Origin of the sequence: Alkaliphilus peptidifermentans DSM 18978 (assembly GCF_900101495.1) — a bacterium.
GTDB classification, from domain to species: domain Bacteria; phylum Bacillota; class Clostridia; order Peptostreptococcales; family Natronincolaceae; genus Alkaliphilus_C; species Alkaliphilus_C peptidifermentans.
On the sequence record NZ_FMUS01000030.1, the window covers coordinates 13,066 to 29,166 of the forward strand.

The 16,101-nt window shown below is 33.8% G+C and carries 16 protein-coding genes and 1 riboswitch; all 16 genes read left to right on the forward strand.

Translation table 11 applies throughout. The annotated features are described in order from the left end of the window. The 16 genes from buk (at position 1) to BLP68_RS17865 (ending at position 15,992) form a co-directional block, all read left to right on the forward strand. The gene (buk, locus tag BLP68_RS17795) at positions 1 to 1,077 is read left to right on the forward strand and encodes a butyrate kinase (RefSeq protein WP_091546523.1); all 1,077 of its coding nucleotides are present in this window, start codon (positions 1 to 3) and stop codon (positions 1,075 to 1,077) included. Beyond that, positions 1,070 to 1,759 carry a nucleotide-binding protein gene (locus BLP68_RS17800; RefSeq protein WP_242877029.1) on the forward strand — a complete coding sequence of 230 codons (690 nt, stop codon included), beginning with the start codon at positions 1,070 to 1,072 and terminating at the stop codon, positions 1,757 to 1,759. Before buk ends, BLP68_RS17800 begins: the two co-directional genes overlap by 8 nt. A 72-nt stretch (positions 1,760 to 1,831) precedes the next feature. After that, positions 1,832 to 2,065, forward strand: coding sequence for a 4Fe-4S dicluster domain-containing protein (locus BLP68_RS17805; RefSeq protein ID WP_091546526.1), 234 nt, complete (start codon positions 1,832 to 1,834; stop codon positions 2,063 to 2,065). Positions 2,066 to 2,090: 25 nt separating this feature from the next. Continuing rightward, positions 2,091 to 3,152 (forward strand): 3-methyl-2-oxobutanoate dehydrogenase subunit VorB, encoded by a 1,062-nt coding sequence (locus tag BLP68_RS17810; protein ID WP_091546528.1) that lies wholly within the window; start codon positions 2,091 to 2,093, stop codon positions 3,150 to 3,152. Continuing rightward, positions 3,152 to 3,898, forward strand: coding sequence for a thiamine pyrophosphate-dependent enzyme (locus tag BLP68_RS17815; RefSeq protein WP_091546531.1), 747 nt, complete (start codon positions 3,152 to 3,154; stop codon positions 3,896 to 3,898). Before BLP68_RS17810 ends, BLP68_RS17815 begins: the two co-directional genes overlap by 1 nt. A 1-nt stretch (position 3,899) precedes the next feature. Next, positions 3,900 to 4,442 carry a 2-oxoacid:acceptor oxidoreductase family protein gene (locus BLP68_RS17820; RefSeq protein WP_091546533.1) on the forward strand — a complete coding sequence of 181 codons (543 nt, stop codon included), beginning with the start codon at positions 3,900 to 3,902 and terminating at the stop codon, positions 4,440 to 4,442. A gap of 200 nt (positions 4,443 to 4,642) precedes the next feature. Then, positions 4,643 to 5,989, forward strand: a complete 1,347-nt coding sequence (gene glmM, locus BLP68_RS17825) for a phosphoglucosamine mutase (protein ID WP_091546536.1) — start codon at positions 4,643 to 4,645, stop codon at positions 5,987 to 5,989. Between the two features lie 412 nt (positions 5,990 to 6,401). After that, on the forward strand, positions 6,402 to 8,231 hold the full coding sequence (gene glmS / locus BLP68_RS17830) for a glutamine--fructose-6-phosphate transaminase (isomerizing) (RefSeq protein WP_091546539.1): 1,830 nt from the start codon (positions 6,402 to 6,404) through the stop codon (positions 8,229 to 8,231). Between the two features lie 825 nt (positions 8,232 to 9,056). Then, positions 9,057 to 9,144, forward strand: a riboswitch (cyclic di-GMP riboswitch). Positions 9,145 to 9,203: 59 nt separating this feature from the next. Continuing rightward, positions 9,204 to 9,866, forward strand: a complete 663-nt coding sequence (locus BLP68_RS17835; protein ID WP_176759097.1) for a sensor domain-containing diguanylate cyclase — start codon at positions 9,204 to 9,206, stop codon at positions 9,864 to 9,866. Between the two features lie 759 nt (positions 9,867 to 10,625). Then, the gene (locus BLP68_RS17840) at positions 10,626 to 10,958 is read left to right on the forward strand and encodes a hypothetical protein (protein WP_091546545.1); all 333 of its coding nucleotides are present in this window, start codon (positions 10,626 to 10,628) and stop codon (positions 10,956 to 10,958) included. A 176-nt stretch (positions 10,959 to 11,134) separates the two neighbouring features. Continuing rightward, positions 11,135 to 11,263 carry a hypothetical protein gene (locus BLP68_RS22290; protein WP_278278251.1) on the forward strand — a complete coding sequence of 43 codons (129 nt, stop codon included), beginning with the start codon at positions 11,135 to 11,137 and terminating at the stop codon, positions 11,261 to 11,263. A gap of 39 nt (positions 11,264 to 11,302) precedes the next feature. Next, positions 11,303 to 12,385 (forward strand): DUF1848 domain-containing protein, encoded by a 1,083-nt coding sequence (locus BLP68_RS17845; RefSeq protein WP_091546548.1) that lies wholly within the window; start codon positions 11,303 to 11,305, stop codon positions 12,383 to 12,385. A gap of 164 nt (positions 12,386 to 12,549) precedes the next feature. Continuing rightward, positions 12,550 to 12,798, forward strand: coding sequence for a hypothetical protein (locus tag BLP68_RS17850; RefSeq protein ID WP_091546551.1), 249 nt, complete (start codon positions 12,550 to 12,552; stop codon positions 12,796 to 12,798). Between the two features lie 724 nt (positions 12,799 to 13,522). Continuing rightward, the gene (locus BLP68_RS17855) at positions 13,523 to 13,807 is read left to right on the forward strand and encodes a hypothetical protein (RefSeq protein ID WP_091546554.1); all 285 of its coding nucleotides are present in this window, start codon (positions 13,523 to 13,525) and stop codon (positions 13,805 to 13,807) included. A gap of 152 nt (positions 13,808 to 13,959) precedes the next feature. Continuing rightward, entirely contained in the window at positions 13,960 to 14,397 is a 438-nt protein-coding gene (locus tag BLP68_RS17860) for a hypothetical protein (RefSeq protein WP_091546557.1), read from the forward strand. A gap of 95 nt (positions 14,398 to 14,492) precedes the next feature. Beyond that, complete coding sequence (locus BLP68_RS17865; protein WP_091546558.1) at positions 14,493 to 15,992, forward strand: hypothetical protein; 1,500 nt, start codon at positions 14,493 to 14,495, stop codon at positions 15,990 to 15,992. Positions 15,993 to 16,101: the final 109 nt, after the last annotated feature.

The window sequence follows — 16,101 nt, forward strand, 5'->3', positions numbered from 1 at the left end:
TTGAGTGATATATATAGAATTTTAACTATTAACCCAGGTTCAACTTCAACAAAAATTGCAATATTTGACAATGAAAAGCCAGTATTTGAAGAGGTGCTACGTCACTCCTCAGAAGAGATAGGCAAATACAGTAACATTTTTGGACAGTATGAATTTAGAAAAAATGTAATTCTAGAGACTTTAAATGAAAAGGGAATTAACCTAACAAAGCTGGCGGCGGTTGTTGGTCGTGGTGGTCTATTAAAGCCGATAACAGGTGGAACCTATCAGGTAGATGACAATATGCTTAAGGATCTGAAGGTTGGGGTTTTAGGAGAGCATGCGTCTAACCTGGGTGGAGTACTTGCCTATGAGATCGCAACACAATTAAATATCCCGTCCTTCATAGTTGACCCAGTTGTAGTAGATGAAATGGATGAGGTTGCTAGAATTTCTGGTATGCCAGAGATTGAAAGAAAAAGTATACTTCATGCCTTAAACCAAAAGGCTGTAGCCAGAAGGGCAGCTAAAGATTTAGGTAAGAGATATGATGAAATTAACCTTATTGTTGCACACCTTGGTGGAGGAATCTCTGTTGGAGCCCATGAAAAAGGTAGAGTAATTGATGTTAACAATGCATTAGATGGAGAGGGACCTTTTTCTCCAGAAAGAACAGGCGGATTACCAGTAGGAGATTTAGCAAAGCTATGCTTCTCTGGAAAATACACCCATGCAGAAATCAAGAAGAAAATCACCGGTAAAGGCGGCCTGGTTGCTTACTTGGGAACCAATGATGGTCGAGATGTAGTAAAGATGATGGAAGAGGGAGACAAAAATGCAGAGCTGGTATACAAGGCAATGGCATATCAGGTGTCAAAGGAAATCGGTAGCTGTGCAGCTGTATTAAAGGGTAAAGTAGATGCAATTTTATTGACTGGCGGAATTGCCTACGACAAAATCTTTACAGGCTGGATTAAAGACAGTGTGGAATTCATTTCTGAAGTAATGATTTATCCAGGAGAAGATGAAATGATAGCTTTGGCTGAAGGCGGATTAAGGGTGCTTCGAGGAGAAGAAGAAGCTAAGAGATATGAATAAAGGTGATAAAATGCTTAATGATAATAGAATCCGTGTAATTATAGGTCATTATGGTAGTGGCAAGACAGAGTTTTCAATAAACTATGCAATTCAACTGGCCAAAGAAGAAAAAAAAGTTGCTCTAGCAGATCTCGACGTAGTAAATCCGTACTTCCGTAGTAGAGAAAAGCATGGACTATTAGAAGAGCATGGAGTTAAAATAATGTCCAGCTATGTGAAGGGATCAGGCTCTGATTTACCAGCAGTCTCTGCCGATGTACTGGGCCCACTACAGGATAAAAGCAGTAATGTTGTTTTGGATGTAGGTGGCGATTCTATGGGTGCCAGAACCCTAGGAAGATACAGAGAGTATTTTGTTGAGGGAGATTATGATATGTTCTGTATTATCAATGCTAATCGTATTGAGACCCAGACTGTAGAGGGCGTTTTACATCATATTTCTTCAATTGAAGGAGCGTCAAGGGCTAAAGTTACAGGTCTTATCAACAATACACATCTTCTACGTACTACAACAGTAGATGAAGTACTAAAGGGTCAAAGGCTATGTAAGGAGGTAAGTGAAGCATTGAATATACCGATAAAATACACTGGCGTAATTGAATCGCTGGTTAATCAGCTTCCACAGGATATAGAAGGAACCATTATGCCTATAAAAATGATTATGAGAGAAGCTTGGATGTAATTTGCTGGAGGCAATAGCCAATGAAGGCTTTTAATATATTTAATATATAAACACCATAAGGAGGGTTGTAAAATGGCTAAAAGAAGAGGAAGAGTAATTTTTACAGAGGATCGCTGTAAAGGATGTGAGCTTTGTACAACTGTTTGTCCTGTTGATATTGTTAAAATGAATAAAAGTCAAATTAACGTTAAGGGGTATCACCCTGCTACGGTTGACGAAATGGAAAAGTGTATTGCATGTGGTAACTGTGCAACTATTTGTCCAGATGTTGTTATTAGGATTGAAACAATCGAAGATGAAGAATAATTATAAATTGTTAGGAGGGATATAGATGGATAAGGTATTAATGAAGGGGAACGAAGCCATAGGTGCTGCTGCAATAAAAGCAGGATGTAAATATTTTTTCGGATACCCAATTACACCACAAAATGAATTACCTGAATTTATGTCAAGAGAGTTACCAAAGATAGATGGAGTTTTCGTTCAAGCAGAATCTGAGGTTGCTGCTATTAATATGATTTATGGTGCTGCAGGGACTGGCGCAAGGGTTATGACATCTTCATCATCACCAGGAGTTGCACTAAAGCAAGAAGGTATATCATATATAGCTGGAGCAGAGCTGCCATGTGTTATCGTAAATATAAGTAGAGGTGGTCCTGGCTTAGGTGGGATTCAACCTTCTCAAGCAGATTATTTCCAATCTACAAGAGGTGGAGGTAATGGTGACTATAGACATCTAGTTTATGCACCTGCTTCCCTTCAAGAGGCTGTAGATCTAACAATAGAGGCCTTTGACGTTGCCGATTACTATCGAAATCCAGTTATTGTTATAGGAGACGGTATGATTGGTCAAATGATGGAGCCTGTTGAGTTTAAAGAACCCAAGAAGAGAGAATTACCTAACAAAGATTGGGCTACCACTGGCACAAAAGGAGAAAGAAGACCAAATATCATCAACTCCTTGGCCCTGGACCCAGCAGAGCTAGAAAAGCATAATATAAAATTGGATAAAAAGTATAAAGAAATCGAAAAGAATGAAGTTAGATATGAAATGTATAAAATGGATAAAGCAGAGGTTGTAATGGTTGCTTATGGTACAACTGCAAGAATAGTAAAAAATGCTATTGATGCATTAAGAGAAGAAGGAATAAATGCAGGGCTGATAAGACCTATTACTTTATGGCCATTCCCTAATAAAGCCTTTAATGAAATTCCTGATACAGCTAAAGCACTTCTAAGTGTAGAAATGAGTATGGGACAAATGATAGATGACGTAAAAATTGCCAATGAAGGAAGACTTCCTGTTCATTTCTATGGAAGAGCTGGTGGAATGATTCCAACACCAGAGGCAATCATGGATAAGGTAAAGGAAATTATAGGGGGTGGAAAATAATGGCTGTTGTTTTCAAAAAGACAGAAGGCTTAACAGATAAACAATTCCACTATTGTCCAGGATGTACCCATGGTATTATTCATAGACTAGTGGGTGAAGTATTAGAAGAACTAGGTGTTTTAGGAGAAACTATTGGAGTTGCCCCTGTAGGATGTTCAGTACTGGCTTATGATTACTTTAACTGCGACATGCATGAAGCTGCCCATGGTAGAGCTCCAGCAGTTGCAACAGGAATTAAGAGGGTATTACCAGAAAATGTTGTTTTCACATATCAAGGAGACGGAGACCTTGCTTCAATAGGTACTGCTGAAATTATCCATGCAGCCCACAGAGGTGAAAAAATTACAACTATATTTGTAAACAATGCAATTTATGGTATGACTGGTGGACAAATGGCACCAACTACTTTAATAGGCCAAAAAGCTACAACTGCTCCCTATGGTAGAGATGCTGCCCAAACAGGAATGCCCTTAAGAATGTCAGAAATGCTTGCAACTATTGATGGAGCAGTTTTTGTTGAAAGAACAACAGTCCACAATGTAGCTGGTATAAGAAAAACTAAAAAAGCAATCAAAAAAGCCTTTGAGGTTCAATTGGCTGGATTAGGCTTTGGTATAGTAGAAGTTCTTTCAACATGTCCAACCAACTGGGGTATTACACCGGTTGAATCATTAAAATGGCTAGAGGAAAACATGATTCCCTACTATCCATTAGGAAACTTCCGAACACCAGAGGAGGGAAAATAATATGGCTACTGAAAAAATAATTATGGCAGGCTTCGGTGGACAAGGGGTTATGTCCATGGGACAGCTATTAACCTATGCTGGTATGATTGAAAATAAGCAGGTATCATGGTTACCTTCCTATGGTCCTGAAATGCGTGGAGGTACAGCTAACTGTTCCGTAATAGTATCTGATACTCCAGTTGGTTCGCCAATAATAACAGAAGATGCTACTGCAGCAATTGTTATGAATCTTCCTTCCTTAACTAAGTTTGAAGGAAACTTAAAATCAGGTGGAAACATAATAATAAATAGCTCCTTAATTGAGAAAAAGGCTTCAAGAACAGATGTAAATGCATACTATGTTCCTGCCAATGAAATTGCTAATGAAATTGGTAATAATAAGGTAGCAAATATGATTATGCTTGGTGCATATTTAGAGCTTACAAAGGTTGTTTCAATAGATACAGTTGTTGAAGCATTAAAGAAGGTATTTGGTCCAAGTAAGCAGGATCTAGTACCATTAAACAAGGAAGCATTAGAACGTGGAGCCAATAGCGTAAGATAAAATAGGTACAGAAACACTCTTCTGTTTAAATGCAGGAGAGTGTTTTCTTTTTTGATAATTCCCCAATGTATCACTGTATCATATAATGTTATTAGAGATTGGGCATAATAGTAAAACTCCTTAATTACCAAATAATTGAGTTTATTACACTATTATGATAAAATGTATAAGATAAGCTAGACAGAAGGGAGCATTATTAAATGGGAAAACTGTTCGGAACAGATGGCGTCAGGGGGATAGCCAATAAGGATTTGACCCCAGAATTAGCTTATAAACTTGGAAGAATTGGTGCCTTTATACTATTAAAAAACAAAGATAAAAGCAAGGTAGTAATAGGAAAGGATACAAGGCTTTCCGGTGATTTGCTGGAATCCGCAATGGTATCAGGATTTCTATCTATGGGGGTTGATGTTATTAGCCTTGGTGTAATACCAACACCAGCAGTGGCTTATTTAACAAGACATTTAGAGGCCGATTGTGGAGTTGTAATTTCAGCCTCACATAATCCGGCAGAATATAACGGTATTAAATTTTTTGATTATAGAGGATTTAAACTTCCAGACGAAGTTGAAGACCAAATTGAGGAATACATTCTTAATGATAAGGATGTAACATATCGAGCTGTAAAGGAGAAGGTAGGAAAGCTCTCATTTTTAGCAGAAGCCTCCGAATTATATTCAAATTATTTAAAATCAACTATAAAGCATGACTTTACAGGAGTAAAGGTAGCCCTTGATGTTGGAAATGGGGCAGCATATAATGTTGCACCAAAGCTATTTAAGGAGTTAGGTGCAGAGGTGTTTGTAGTTAATAATTCACCAGATGGATTAAACATAAATTATCATTGTGGTTCTACTCACCCAGAGGTACTTCAAGATTTAGTGAAGGAAATAGGGGCAGATGTAGGAATTACCTTTGATGGAGATGCAGATCGAGCTATAGCAGTGGATGAGAAGTGTCAAATAGTTGATGGCGACCATATAATGGCTATATGTGGAACAAAGCTTAAAAAGCATAACGCCTTAAAGAAGGACACCATTGTGGCTACTGTCATGAGTAATATTGGCCTGGATATTGCCATGAAGGAAAGAGGTTTATCAGTTGCTAAGACTAAGGTTGGAGATAGGTACGTATTGGAAGAAATGATTAAAGAAGGATTCTCCCTAGGTGGAGAGCAATCCGGACATATTATTTTTCTAGAGCATAATACAACAGGAGATGGATTGTTGACAGCTCTTCAATTGGTTGATACTATAGTAGAAGAGAGAAAAGCTTTTTCAGAGCTATCTGGAATGATGACCTCATATCCACAGGTTTTAGTTAACGCAAAGGTTAAAAATGAGAATAAAGAGGCTTATCTACATGATGAGGCCATAGTCAATGAAATAAATAGAATAGAAGAGCTTATGCATGGACAGGGAAGAGTATTAATTCGTCCTTCAGGAACAGAACCCCTAGTAAGGGTAATGCTGGAGGGGCAAAATCAAGTAGAATTAAATACCCTGGCAAAAAATCTAGCAAAAATGATAGAAACAAGGCTGGGGTAGCATTAATATAAATAAATAGGGGTTGACTGGTGAAGGTTAACCCCATGAATACTGAAGGGAGGGTTGTCCATGAGAAGAGAAAAGAAAATTGAATAAGTAATAAAAGCGCCAGAGCTTAGAAATGAAGTGTTTCTGAGCTGACGAGGACAGGGTTTATCGAATTTTTTCGGCGGATGCCCTGCGGTGAGTCACCACCGTAAGAAGTCTACAAAACCATGGAGAAATCGATGGGACAAAAAGGCTTTAGTTGATAAGTCTGTGAATTGCTATAGGCATTTTTCAGAGGCTTTTTTGTAGTGCCTGTTTTTGTGGTTGTTCAACATGGAATGTCAAAAATATAAAAAAAATGAGTTGTGATTATGAATTTAGCAGAAACTAATAATAGAAAAATTATCCGAGAGGAGAAATAAACATGTGTGGAATAGTTGGATATATTGGAGATAAAGAGGTAACATCAGTATTGATTGAAGGATTATCAAGATTAGAATATAGAGGATACGATTCAGCAGGTATTGCAGTTTATGATAATAAAGATATTCATGTAAGAAAGTATAAGGGAAGACTCAGCGTTTTAGCAGATCATTTAAAGGAAGAAACCTTAACAGGTGTAGTGGGAATAGGACACACCAGATGGGCAACCCACGGCGAGCCATCCGATAGAAATGCCCACCCCCATACAAATGTTGCCGGTAATATAGCCGTTATCCATAACGGAATTATAGAGAACTACATGAAGATTAAAGAATGGTTAATGGAAGAAAAAGGGATAGAATTCAAATCTGACACCGATACTGAGGTAATTGCCCATTTAGTTGATCATTTTTATGAGGGGGATCTTTTAGATGCGGTTTATAAAGCCATTAGAAAAATGGAGGGTGCCTATGCAATAGGTGTAATTTGTAAAGATGAGCCAGACAAAATTGTAGCAGTAAGAAAGGATAGCCCGCTTATAGTAGGCCTTGGAAAAGGTGAAAACTTCATCGCCTCAGATATACCTGCTCTATTGAAATACACAAGAGAAATGTATCTAGTAGAAAATGACGAAGTTGTTCTATTAACTAAAGATGATGTAAAGATTTTTAATGAGCTTGGACAACAGATGGATAGAGAGATTTTCCACGTAACATGGGATGCAGAGTCAGCAGAAAAGGAAGGCTATGAGCACTTCATGATTAAGGAAATCCATGAACAGCCAAAGGGAGTATCAGAAACTCTGTTAAGAAGATTAGACACAGATGAAAATATTGTTTTAGACGGAATTAAGCTAACAAAAGAAGACCTAGAAAATATCAATAAGGTATATATTGTTGCATGCGGTACAGCCTACCATGCAGGGTTGGTTGGAAGATATGCTATTGAAAAGTTTGCTAAAATTCCAGTAGAAGTTGATGTAGCATCAGAATTCCGTTATCGTGATCCCTTTGTAGATGATAAGACCCTATTTATCGCAGTAAGCCAGTCTGGCGAAACCTTAGACACACTGGCAGCCTTAAGGGAAGCAAAAAGAAAGGGTGCAAGAATCCTTTCAATTGTAAATGTAGTTGGTAGCTCCGTAGCCCGTGAATCTGATGATGTGTTTTATACCTGGGCAGGGCCAGAAATTGCTGTAGCCTCAACAAAGGCATATACAACACAGCTGGTGGCAATGTATTTAGTTGCCCTTCATATGTCTTCAGTAAAGGGAACCTTAACAAAAGACCAATACGACGGTATAATAAAAGAGTTAAAGACAATGCCAGAAAAGGTTAAAAATATACTAGATAACCATACAAGAATTCAACACCTTGCCGATGGACAATTTAACAACGAAAGCGTATTCTTTATGGGAAGAGGCCTGGATGTTCATGTTGCCCACGAAGGATCATTAAAGCTAAAGGAAATTTCCTATATCAATTCCTTTGCCATAGCAGCAGGGGAGTTAAAGCATGGAACAATAGCATTAATTGAAGATGGAACCCTTGTTGTTGCCCTAGCAACCCAAGACCGTCTATATGATAAAATGCTCTCAAATATTCAAGAGGTAAGGGCAAGAGGTGCATTTGTTGTTGGGGTGGCAAAGGAAGGTAATAAAGAAATAGAAAAAACAGCAGATGTAGTTTTATATGTACCAGACACAATGGACGAATTAACACCAATACTAAGCGTTATTCCACTACAGCTATTGGCATATTATATTGCAGTAGCAAGGGGATGCGATGTAGATAAACCAAAAAATTTAGCAAAATCGGTAACGGTTGAGTAGAGTATAAAAAAGAAAAACAAGTTGTTGTTGTCGAATCAAAATAAAGACTGGTGAATAAGAATAAAGATTGATAAAAAATAATAAAGATTAGTGAAAGCCCAGAGGGACTTGGCAGGAAAAGGTGCTGCCAGGCCACGCTGGGCTTTTGTTATGTGGAAATTCCGAGGTACGGAGGAAAGGCGAAGCATAGGTATAAAAAAAGTAAATAAATATATAAATAAATAATTAAATTTTGCTCTATATTTCATACGGAAAGACTTCTGAAGCCCTCGGAAGAGAGTTCTATCCGCCCATAATATCAATAAATAAATAATTAAATATGCAAGAAATCCTCTGAACTCCCTGCAAAAACTAGGACTTTTCACCACACTTTATTATTATTTTTTCTTACTTATTTTTACATTTTTAGCCTTTGTATAGGCTCGAAACTCCGTATTTTTCACCAAACTTTATTATTACTACAATAAATAATTAATTATATTATTATGGCTATAATCCTACTTATATTTCATATACTATAGTAGATCCTGAAAATATGACATGGAATGTTGCTGGAATTACATTTGAGTTGGAAAGGCAGTAGAATAATAAAAAAATTGTATAAAAGCAAAAGCCTTACAATGGTGGAAATTGTATGGCTTTTATTAATCTTAAGGAAGTTAAATTTTATAGGTATCTAATGGATTATTTAGTTTCTAGTGATAATAGAGTTGGCTTGGCAATACAAAATTTTACAAACTATTAGAAGGATATAGTGGGGAAATGTTGAATACTCTTGAATAGTACATAATACCTATATTAAATGAAATTTTCAACCATATAAAGTAATGTAAATGGCAAACTTATTGAAAGATAAGGGCGCAAAACCATGTATCTAAGGGGTTAAAAATCCTATGAATGACAGGTTACCATTATTAGAGTGAAAAAATGAACTACCTCCCTTTGAATAATTCAAGGGGGGAAGTGGTATATATGGATGTGGAGTGTAGTCTACAGCAAGATAATAATTCATGTACCATAATTTTCTCTATGTTTGATGTTACTAAGTATATTTTAAGACAAGAAAAATTAAATAGAGTATTACAGATATTTGAGAAGTCAGATGATATTATATACTCTTTTGATTTAAAACCTGAGCCCAACTATATTTACTTAAGCCCGGCCATTGAAAAATGTTTGGGCTACAGTCTGGATGAGAACAAGAAAAATCCATTCCTTGCATGTGATGTTGTACATCCTGATTATTATGATGTTCAAGTGAGTAAGATAAGAGGCGAAATAGATATAGATAGTAATCAGAGTTTTATTACGAGGTATAAGCATAAAACAAGTGGAGAATATATTTGGTTCGAAGATCAATGTATTCCTATTTATGATGAGTATGGGGAACTGCGAAGAATTGATGGAATATGTAGAAATATACACGAAAGAAAACAGTTGGAAGAAAAGTTGTGGTATTTAAGTTATCATGACACCCTAACAGGGCTCTATAATAGAACATATTTTGAAGAAAGAATAAAAGAACTAGATGAAGGAAGAGATGTTCAAGCAGGAATTGTTATTTGTGACTTAGACAATTTAAAATATATTAATGATAAACTAGGGCATTATGAGGGAGACCAGATAATAAAATGACTTGAAGGACTCGTAGAAACGTATCAAGAGAACCCTTGAGGAGTTTAATAAATTAAAAAAATTGTAGGAAAAAAGGATCTATGTTAAATGTTAAAAAATTAAGATAATACAAGATAAATGTATGCTTTATATAGGATCTTTATAAGAAAGACATAGGAGATATAAGTCCTCTCAGACTTTGCTCTTTTACAAAATAGACTATAGAATGTATTTATAAAGTTAAGAGAGGGTGTTGAACTCATGAATAGTTTAAGTGTTAATGTTTATGGAGAAGTATTTGATGAAATAAAAGTTCAGTCTATGCATAGCCCCACGACTAAATATGTTATTAGATGTGGCAATGTAAGTTGATCTAAAAATGGAAATTACAAACCAGTGATTTATATTTTAATGGAGTATAAAGGGCATTTGGAAATGCATACAAATCCGCCTCATTATATGATTGAGCCAGATCGATTAGGTGTGAGTGACTTGACAAAGGTAATTAATGCAATGGAAGAAATGAAGAGAAGATTTAATATAAAATAGTTACTAGAGGTTGTTCTGGAAGTCTTATGCTCAGTAAAATTATACCTTTTGGAGGAATCGGATAGTCTGCAAGTTGAGTATGATTTAAATGGTAATATCTTTGTATTTGCAACACTAGAAGGAGATCTAATATTTTAAAAAGAAAGCAAGGTTTATACTGCACCTCATGGAATAGGAGAGTGGGTACCAGAGTCAGTAAGTGAAACATTTGATGATCCAATAGGTATAGAGATGGAAGGACACCTAATATATGTTTTTAGACAACCTAATATAAAACATAAGTATTTCCAGTTCAACACTGAAGATGAATATTTTAAAAACATAAGAGAGTTTGTTGATAACACTGAGGTTACAAATAATAGTATAGCATTATTAGCATTAAGGTATGGAACTGAAGAAGATGGGGGATTATTCTGGCTATCTAAAATAGGGGATTATGTGGACGAGTTATTAGAGAAGAAAGCCAAAACTAAGATTGATTTTATTTATTTCCCTTTTTACTATGGAAAAGATGAGGACAAGGCCGGGATTATGGAGGTGGATATTTTCATCACGGGGGTTTAGTGAGATAATGCGGCTGTTTAATTCCAATTTGCTGCTACCATTGGCATGAAGAATGTCAGGATAATTCAGAGTGTTTTCATCAAAAGATTTTTACTATAAACCATAGAATGAATCATAAAGATATATCCAAAATCACATATAAGGTTTTGGCTCATACTGATTATGTGGACAAAGTAATGGAGCGAATAGATAATCAAGAACGCTATCAAATTGCTCCCGGAAGATATTGTATCAATGGTTCATACCACTATAAAGACTTTAATGTTACTAATGATACTGTATATGATGCGTTTTCTTTAAGATAAATAAAGACGACCTAAAAATTTAGATTAGGAGTGTTTTCAATGGCCTCAAATAAGTGGGATACAATAGATATTGATACAAATGAAGGGAGAATAAAAGGGGTTGCACCTATTATTATCTCTGCAAGCCGGTCTACTGATATACCTGCATTTTATTCTGAATGGTTCATTAATAGGTTGCGGGAAGGATATGTTAAGTGGGTAAATCCCTTTAATAGAAGACCACAGTATATTTCTTTTGATAAGACTCGTGTAATTGTATTCTGGACCAAAGATGCTCAACCTATAATTCCACACCTTAAAGAGATTGATAACAAAGGAATCAGTTATTATTTTTCATTCACAGTAAATGACTATGAAGAAGAAGGATTTGAGATAAGAGTAAGAAAACTTGATAAAAGAATCGATACATTTAAGAGGCTGTCAGAAAAGATAGGGAAAGATAAAGTGATTTGGAGATTTGATCCTTTAATAATGACTGATAAAATTACTGTGGAAGGTTTATTGGATAAGATATTGAAGGTGGGAAATCAGATTTCAGACTATACAAATAAAATTGTAATAAGTTTTGCAGATATTTCTACCTATCAAAAGGTACAGAAAAATTTAAAACAACACAATATCAATTACAAAGAGTTTAATCCTGAAACGATGGAAGCAGTGGCAAAAGGATTGAACGAAATAAATAAAAATTGGGGATTGGATATAGCAACTTGCTCAGAAGGAATTGATTTAAGTACATACAATATTAAAAGGAATAAATGTATAGATGATGATTTAATGATTAAAGTATTTTCTCAAGACAAAGAACTGATGCGCTTTTTAGGTTATGATTACTATAGTAAAAATTCACAATTTGAGGAAATTACCCTGTTTGATCTAGTAGATAGTAATAATAAACCTATTTTTGAAAGTATGATGGATAATAACGTTGATAAAAGTAAAAAGTTAAAGGATAAAGGTCAACGTGAGTCTTGTGGATGCATAGTGAGTAAAGATATAGGACAATATGATACTTGTAGCAATCAGTGTATATATTGCTATGCTAATAGTTCACCTACGATGGCTAATAGTAATTATTTAAAGTATCTAAAAACTAGTAGAAATGGAGAGTCGATTTTATAATTTTATGTTTTTTAGTAGGTATCAGAGTTAGGTAGTGTTCTCACTGAAGGTACAATCAGATTTTAAATAGGATACTAATAACTAAATATCTAGTAGAATTATTAGGAAAAAGAGGTGGAGTATGTTTTTAGAATTTAAAGACTATATAGAGTATTGCACAAATTTTGCTAGTAGAGTGGATAGACATATTTTATAAGGAAGTTAATTTAAATAACATTGGAAAAAATGATTACTTTTTAATGGCTGCAATGATAGATAATGATGAGTCTACTATAGAAAAGTGTCTAAAGAAGTTTGAATGGGGGTTTACTCCCAGTAGTTTTGAAAAATCAACTTTTTGGAAAGGTTATGGAGATAAAGGAGAAATAACGTTTACTGTAGGAAATGAGTTTAAGGATTTTGAAGAAGTATAAGAATATTTAATAGCATATAGAACTTTTTCTGCTTTCTTGTGTCCGCGCTGTTTTTGAGACGTCCATATTTGGTAAGCGATAGATATCTCATATTCTGCTGAACTAAATCTAAAAATAATTGTTTTAATGAAAGTCACATTATGATACAATATTTTCAACAAATATTTGAAAAAAAGCGAGGATTTCATTTGGTTTTATTAAAATTTTGGATCTTGTACTTCAATAAATCTCAATTTTCTTCAACAAAAGAAAATATGAGATTTTTCTATTGTATTCAGCGGAATATGAGAGATATATTACCGTCGTGTAATCCCTATATTATTATGCTAAACTACCTTCAATACAAAAAAAGATTTCAAGCATCTTAGTGATAATTTTTATCAAACTTTATTTTAAACCTACAGTAATTGTAGGTTTAAAATAAGTTAGATTAAAAGAAGTCCAATTAAAAACACCTCTTTATAAAATATATTATAAAGAGGTGTTTTTTTTATAGCTAAGAAAAAGCCTGCTTAATCTATCTATTATCAAAAAATTAATGTAAATAATAAACTAAAAAAATTGTAAAATATTTCAAGCTGTGATACAGTAAAATTATCATTGTAGTAAAATTTAAAAATATGGTTTCAAATACCACTAGAAAAGAATACCCAAAACGAATTTTATATCAGAAATTAATCAATATACATAATTTGTAGAGGTTGGAGTTTAAAAGGAGAGTAAAATGAATGAAAAAAACCAAGACATTATAAAATTTGAGAAAGATATTAAAGAAACTAAGGGCACAATATTTTTATTTTTTATTTTGTATTTTTTTATTCTTGCTGTGATATTTGGTTTTGAAGGTGGTAATTATAAAGCTGTATTAAGTTCTCCTGTGTATTTGCCTTATATTATGGGAACAATTTTTATGTGTATTATTAGCGTCGTTCCTCGTTTTATAAAAATAATAAATTTGAAAAAGAAAATTATTGAATTAAATGTCCAAACTAAAAAAAGCCAGCTTTAACTTTTAGTTTTAATATTAACCTTCACATGATACATAACATTCTATTAGGACTATTAAGCTTAGCATCAGTTAACCATATAAAGCTTGAAAGGGTTTCTATGGGTTTGTGTAGAGTGATATAAATTACACATATAATGAACAGGAGTGATATTATGAAGAGTAAATATATCATTTTAGGCATTATGTTAGTTGTTTGTAGCAGTTTATTTTTGGTAGGTTGCAATAGAGAAGAAAATAATGAAATAAGTTATGAGATAATTACCTTTGAAAATGCTCCGAAAGAAGTTCAGGATGAAATAAACAAAGTAGATAAAAGAATAAGAGGATCGGTCATAAATAATGATCATAAAGAGACAATAAGCTCTAGTGGTAATATTGATTTAGGTAAAGAGAGGTATGCGTATTTTATAATAAACAATGAAATACCTAAAATTATTGAAGTTGGACCAGACAAAGCGTATGGTTATGGAATGTGGATTAAATATACCAGTGAGGAAACAGAAAATGTAGAATTTCCCACTAATGTAACTATTGTAAAACTAAGCGATTATTATGATAGAATCTCACATATTTATATAAGTCATCCATAAGGATGAGAAAGGCTTAGCAGGGGAGGAGAATTAGTTATTAAAAATCAAAATATAGATTTATAAGATATTATATATTAAAATATGAGGTGATAAAAATGAAGGTAAAGTCAAAAAAATTAGTAGTATTTATTGTAATTTCATGTATGCTTACACTGTTCTCTACTTCATATGCACAGGAGAGTAATGCTGAAGTGGAAATTGATAAGGCATTGTGGAATGAAGCTATTATGAATGTGGAAGCGGCCGAGGCAGAAAAAGCACGTGCTGAGTGGGAGCTTTTATCGCAGGAAGAAAAATATAATAAGCTGTATATGGATTATACTCAGATATTGATGACCTATTATAATGAATTTAGAATCTTAAAGAGAAGTATTTCAGATTCTTCTGGGGAAAGCATTTCAGGTAAATGCTACAGTCTTATGACTAAAATCAACACAATGACAACAGAAGCATCTAATCTTACAACGGAGAGTAAATACCAATATAGTAAGGAGTATCTGGTAAATAGCTTTAGAAGCCTAAAAAAAATTGTGAATTACCTTGATACCTATGATTTATACATAGCCACCAATGATAGTAAATCTGCTAATGAAGTTTTAAATAATATTGAAGAAGAATCAAATATATTTATTGAAGCCTTTGGTAAAGCATATAATTACTATGTAATAACCCAAACCGGAGAAGTTATCACCAGTTCACTTAATCAGACAGAAGATACTTTCTTTAAGAAATTAAAAGAAAATTTGGATGTTATTAACTCCTCCTATGCTATGCTAGAAGAAGCTCATGGACTTATTAAAGAGAAGAAAAATGCAGCTGAGTTAATTAAAAAAGTTGAAAAAAATAATAGAAGTGTAAGCTTTTTAAATGTAAAAACCATAGAAAATAAACAAACAATTGTTAAAGCTAATAATATACTAGAACTGCTTAAAACAGCTACAGAAGAATTAGACTATTATTCCTTCGATGTTATGACTGAAGGAAAAGGTAATGATAGCAAATTTATTTCAACATTTAAGGAATTAAAGACCGAAATAGATGATATAAACAGTGATTTTAAAGCTATTGAAGCTAAGGTAGATAGCATAGCTGATAATGTTTCGGAGAAAGTGGCAGAGATAGAAAATGAAGATTTAAAAAAAGCTCAAGAAAATGGTTATTCTTCAGTTGAAGAATATAATGCTGCTTTAAAGAAACAAGAAGAACTGGAACATCTAGATAAAATTTTAAAAGAATATGAAAAGTTATGTGAAGAAAAGGAACAACTCCAAAGAGAATATCAAGAAATGCTGCTAGCTATTCATGAACAATGGCTTAATGAGAGAATCGATTTCAGTAATGGCCAAAATGGTCAAAATCATGATAAAAATTTTTACATGGAAAAAGTAAAAGAAGATCTAGCCGATGTTTATTCAATTGATAGCTACTTGGCTTCACTTATATACAAATATCAATCTGAAGCATATGATGAAATGTGGAAAATAGCAAATAAATCAGATGCTAATTTAAAACTATTACAGCAGCTATATGATGATTATCCAAATGATTTTATGACTATAGTATTACTGTATGATATTCAGATTTCATTTAAATAAAGAAGTAAACACCAAATATACAATAAATTAGAAAAACTAGAATACCCCTAAATTCGTATAATAATCAAAATACGATTGGGGGTAATTTTTATCGAAAGTTACACCACAT

What these genes read in the sequence shown, in the direction of transcription:
- BLP68_RS17860 (WP_091546557.1), top strand. Translation starts at nt 13,960, where the DNA reads ATGAAGAGTAAATATATCATTTTAGGCATTATGTTAGTTGTTTGTAGC.
- BLP68_RS17800 (WP_242877029.1), top strand. Translation starts at nt 1,070, where the DNA reads ATGAATAAAGGTGATAAAATGCTTAATGATAATAGAATCCGTGTAATT.
- glmM (WP_091546536.1), top strand. Translation starts at nt 4,643, where the DNA reads ATGGGAAAACTGTTCGGAACAGATGGCGTCAGGGGGATAGCCAATAAG.
- BLP68_RS17845 (WP_091546548.1), top strand. Translation starts at nt 11,303, where the DNA reads ATGGCCTCAAATAAGTGGGATACAATAGATATTGATACAAATGAAGGG.
- BLP68_RS17805 (WP_091546526.1), top strand. Translation starts at nt 1,832, where the DNA reads ATGGCTAAAAGAAGAGGAAGAGTAATTTTTACAGAGGATCGCTGTAAA.
- BLP68_RS17855 (WP_091546554.1), top strand. Translation starts at nt 13,523, where the DNA reads ATGAATGAAAAAAACCAAGACATTATAAAATTTGAGAAAGATATTAAA.
- BLP68_RS17835 (WP_176759097.1), top strand. Translation starts at nt 9,204, where the DNA reads ATGGATGTGGAGTGTAGTCTACAGCAAGATAATAATTCATGTACCATA.
- BLP68_RS17815 (WP_091546531.1), top strand. Translation starts at nt 3,152, where the DNA reads ATGGCTGTTGTTTTCAAAAAGACAGAAGGCTTAACAGATAAACAATTC.
- BLP68_RS17820 (WP_091546533.1), top strand. Translation starts at nt 3,900, where the DNA reads ATGGCTACTGAAAAAATAATTATGGCAGGCTTCGGTGGACAAGGGGTT.
- BLP68_RS17840 (WP_091546545.1), top strand. Translation starts at nt 10,626, where the DNA reads ATGGAAGGACACCTAATATATGTTTTTAGACAACCTAATATAAAACAT.
- BLP68_RS17865 (WP_091546558.1), top strand. Translation starts at nt 14,493, where the DNA reads ATGAAGGTAAAGTCAAAAAAATTAGTAGTATTTATTGTAATTTCATGT.
- BLP68_RS22290 (WP_278278251.1), top strand. Translation starts at nt 11,135, where the DNA reads ATGGAGCGAATAGATAATCAAGAACGCTATCAAATTGCTCCCGGAAGA.
- glmS (WP_091546539.1), top strand. Translation starts at nt 6,402, where the DNA reads ATGTGTGGAATAGTTGGATATATTGGAGATAAAGAGGTAACATCAGTA.
- BLP68_RS17810 (WP_091546528.1), top strand. Translation starts at nt 2,091, where the DNA reads ATGGATAAGGTATTAATGAAGGGGAACGAAGCCATAGGTGCTGCTGCA.